Raw genomic sequence first — 4,400 nt, forward strand, 5'->3', positions numbered from 1 at the left:
CTGAGAATGAGAGGGCAGTTGAAATGTATAAGAGGGCAGGTTTCATTGAATATGGAAGAAATCCGGAGGCTTTTCGTCTGAGAACAGGGGAATATCAGGAATTGATTGACATGCGTCTGGAATTAAAATAAAACGAATCTTGATATTTCCATGTTAAAAAAACAACGATATTTGCAAATTTTTAATACTTTTTTATAATAATTTAATGGTAACGGTTGACTTTCCAAAAAAAATCGGATAATATTTAAGGCATGACCAGTATGCAGATTGTATGATTACATCTGCATAATTTATGCTCAAAATTAAACGTTTAAGAAAGAGAAAGGAGTTTAATTATGAATCTCATGTATGTCGCAGTTATCTGCGCACTCATCGGTCTGGTATTCGCCTTTGTTTTGACAAAGAGAGTTAATGCCGTTGATGCTGGTACAGACCGTATGAAAGAAATCGCTTCTGCTATCGCAGAAGGTGCAAGAGCATTCCTTTTTGCTGAATACAGAATTCTTGCAATCTTTATCGTAGTGCTCTTCGTTGTTCTTTGTTTCTTAAGAAATCCACTTACAGCAGTTTGCTTCCTTTGCGGTGCTGTTCTTTCTATCATCGCTGGTTATTGTGGTATGACAGTAGCTACTAAGGCGAATGTCAGAACAGCCAATGCAGCAAGAACAAATGGTATGAACAAAGCACTTAATGTTGCATTCTCCGGTGGTGCCGTTATGGGTATGTGTGTTGCAGGCCTTGGTCTTCTTGGTGTAGCTGGTCTGTATGTAATCACAGGTGATGCAGATGTTCTTTTCGGTTTCTCCCTTGGTGCATCTTCTATCGCTCTTTTTGCCCGTGTTGGTGGTGGTATTTATACAAAAGCTGCTGACGTTGGTGCTGACCTTGTAGGTAAGGTAGAAGCTGGTATCCCTGAGGATGACCCTCGTAATCCTGCTACAATCGCCGATAACGTAGGTGATAACGTAGGTGACGTTGCCGGTATGGGTGCTGACCTTTTCGAGTCTTATGCAGGTTCTCTTATTTCTGCTATCACTCTTGGTCTTGCAGGTTCTTTCGGTGCGATCACACTGGATACAGCGAAAGCTGCAATCTTCCCTGCAATCTTATCTGCTCTGGGTATCGTTGCTTCTGTTATCGGTACATTCATGGTACAGGGCAAAGAAGGCGGTAACCCACAGAAAGCCCTCAACAGAGGTGAATATACAGCTGATGCCATTGTTGTTATCGGTGCCATTGCATTGTCTGTATATTATCTTGGTTCTATCATGCCTGCTGTTGCTATCATCGCTGGTCTGATCGTTGGTCTGATCATCGGTATTATCACAGAGGTTTATACATCCGGTGATTACGGCTCAGTTAAGAAGATTGCTGAACAGTCTGAAACTGGTGCTGCTACAACAATTATTTCCGGTCTTGCTGTAGGTATGCAGTCCACAGCTATTCCGCTTGTACTGATCTGTGTAGGTATCTTTGTTGCTTACAAGTGCTGCGGCCTTTACGGTATCGCACTTGCAGCTGTAGGTATGCTTTCTACAACAGGTATCACAGTTGCTGTTGATGCTTATGGTCCTATCGCTGATAATGCCGGTGGTATCGCAGAAATGTCTTACCTTGATGAGTCCGTTCGTGAAATTACAGACTCCCTTGATGCTGTAGGTAACACAACAGCTGCTATGGGTAAAGGTTTCGCTATCGGTTCTGCTGCACTGACAGCTATGGCACTTTTCATGTCCTACGCTCAGCAGGTTAACCTTTCAGCAATCAACATTCTTTCTTATACAACAATTATCGGTCTTCTGATCGGTGGTATGCTGCCATTCCTTTTCTCAGCTTTCACAATGGAATCTGTATCTAAGGCTGCATATTCTATGATCGAGGAAGTTCGTAGACAGTTCAGAGAGATTCCTGGTATCATGGAAGGTAAGAGCAAACCTGATTATACAAAGTGTGTAGATATTTCTACAAAGGCTGCTCTTCGTGAAATGATTATTCCAGGCGTTATGGCAGTTGTTGCTCCACTCATCATTGGTTTCCTTCTTGGTACAGAAGCTGTAGGCGGTATGCTTGCAGGTTCCCTTGTAACAGGTGTTATGATGGCGATCTTCATGTCCAACGCAGGTGGTGCTTGGGATAATGCTAAGAAATACATTGAGAACGGCAATCACGGCGGCAAGGGTTCTGAAGCTCATAAAGCTGCAGTTGTTGGTGATACAGTCGGTGACCCATTCAAGGATACATCAGGCCCTGCTATCAACATCCTGATCAAACTGATGACAATCGTTGCATTAGTATTCTCTTCAGTATTTATCGGTATTCTTAACTAATTATGAATCATCACTACATAGAATCTATGTAGACAACATAAAAGCGGTATCGTTCATTTGAACGGTATCGCTTTTTTTTGTTTTTTGGTGTATACTTAATAACAGCGGCCCGGAGATTTGGATGAACACTATGTCTGCGGAGCAGACTCGGGTTTCATATGAAAATGCGCGGGTAAATCTTGAATTATCATGGAGGTTCTATCAAATGAGTGAAGTTATCAATAATATGAAGACAAGAAGAAGTATCAGAAAATATAAACCGGATATGATTCCGGAGGATGTGCTCAATCGGATTATCGAAGCGGGCACCTATGCAGCAACGGGTATGGGCAAGCAGTCACCCATCATTATTGCGGTGACGAATAAAGAAATCCGTGACAAGTTTTCGAAGATGAATGCAGAGATCATGGGTGTGGATTCTGATCCATTTTATGGTGCACCGGTTGTGCTGATTGTTCTGGCAGATAAAGCAAGACCAACCTATGTTTATGACGGCAGTCTGGTGATGGGCAATCTCATGCTTGCTGCTCATGCAGAAGGCATTGGCAGCTGCTGGATTCACAGAGCCAAAGAGGAATTTGAATCCGCAGAAGGCAAGGCCTTCTTAAAGTCACTTGGTATTGAAGGCGATTATGAAGGTATTGGCCACTGTGTGCTGGGATATACAGATGGAGAAGAGCCAAAAGCCATGCCTAGAAAAGAGAATTACGTTTACTGCGTGAAATAAAAAGGAAGCGGGGAAATAGAGAATGAGAGCTTATGAACGTTTATTAAATTATGTCGTTGTCCACACAGCCAGTGATGAATTCAGTGAGACAACACCAACCACCCAGCGTCAGTTTGATCTGGCGAACATGCTGGTTCCTGAAATGAAGGCACTTGGCATTGAAGATGCACGTGTCAGTGATTTATGCTGTGTGTACGGCACACTGCCGGCAACACTGGGATATGAGGATGCGCCGGCCATCGGTCTGATTGCCCATCTGGATACAGTGCCGGATTTCTGTGGTGAGCATGTGAAGCCGAGAATTATTGAGAATTATGACGGTGGGGACGTCGTACTGGGAGACAGTGGAAGAACACTGAGCCCGGCACAATTTCCACATCTGCCGTCTTTAAAGGGCAGAACACTGATTGTAACAGATGGTACAACAGTGCTTGGTGCGGATGACAAAGCCGGTATTGCGGAGATCATGACAGTTGTTGAACATCTGATCAAAGAAAACATTCCGCACGGCAAGATCTGTATTGCTTTTACACCGGATGAAGAAGTGGGAAGCGGTGCCTCAGCCCTTGATCTGGATGCTTTTGGTGCGGATTATGCCTATACCATCGACGGCGGCGAAGAAGGCGAAATCACCTATGAGAATTTCAATGCCTGTGCAGCCAAATTTGTGATCAACGGTTTCAATGTCCATCCGGGAAGTGCCAAAGATACGATGATCAATGCACTGAACGTGGCATGGGAGCTGCATCAGATGCTGCCGGCAGCGGACAGACCGGAACATACGGAAGACTATGAAGGCTTCTATCATCTGACAGATATGAGCGGTAATGTAGAAAAGGCCGAGATGCAGTATATTGTCAGAGATCATGATCTGGCGGCCTTTGAACTGCGCAAAAAAGAACTGCAGCATATCCAGACTGTCTTAAATGGCCGTTATGGTGAAGGCACTGTGGAACTGACCATTACAGAGCAGTACCGTAATATGTCCGAGAAGATTCTGCCGCATTTCCATCTGATCGAGAATGCGAAAGCAGCTGCTGAGGAAATTGGCCTGAAACCGCTGATCGTGCCTGTCAGAGGCGGTACAGACGGTGCACAGCTCAGTTTCAGGGGACTGCCTTGTCCGGATATCGGTACAGGTGGTTATGCTTATCATGGCCCTTATGAGCATATCACAGCAGAGGGCATGGATTTGTCTGTTGATCTGATCCTCGGCGTTTTGAAGCGCTACGCATCTTTTAAGGTTGGTGAATAAGTTGAAACAGGAAGTTTCATTTCGAATGGAAAGACCGGATCTTCTGAAGGCCGGTGATGAAGTGGAGATGAGCGAATCCAAGCTGAACACT

Annotated in this window: 3 protein-coding genes; all 3 read left to right on the top strand. The window is 44.4% G+C overall.

Features of this window, described 5'->3' with window-relative positions:
- Positions 1 to 335: 335 nt before the first annotated feature.
- Positions 336 to 2,327: a sodium-translocating pyrophosphatase gene (locus WMO25_RS15410; RefSeq protein ID WP_349086062.1), complete on the top strand. Its 1,992-nt coding sequence runs from the start codon at positions 336 to 338 to the stop codon at positions 2,325 to 2,327.
- A gap of 205 nt (positions 2,328 to 2,532) precedes the next feature.
- Entirely contained in the window at positions 2,533 to 3,054 is a 522-nt protein-coding gene (locus tag WMO25_RS15415) for a nitroreductase (protein WP_117527114.1), read from the top strand.
- Positions 3,055 to 3,076: 22 nt separating this feature from the next.
- On the top strand, positions 3,077 to 4,309 hold the full coding sequence (gene pepT / locus WMO25_RS15420; RefSeq protein WP_349086065.1) for a peptidase T: 1,233 nt from the start codon (positions 3,077 to 3,079) through the stop codon (positions 4,307 to 4,309).
- The last annotated feature ends 91 nt before the right edge of the window (positions 4,310 to 4,400 follow it).

This window comes from Coprococcus intestinihominis (assembly GCF_040096555.1).
Classification (GTDB): Bacteria; Bacillota; Clostridia; order Lachnospirales; family Lachnospiraceae; genus Coprococcus_A; species Coprococcus_A intestinihominis.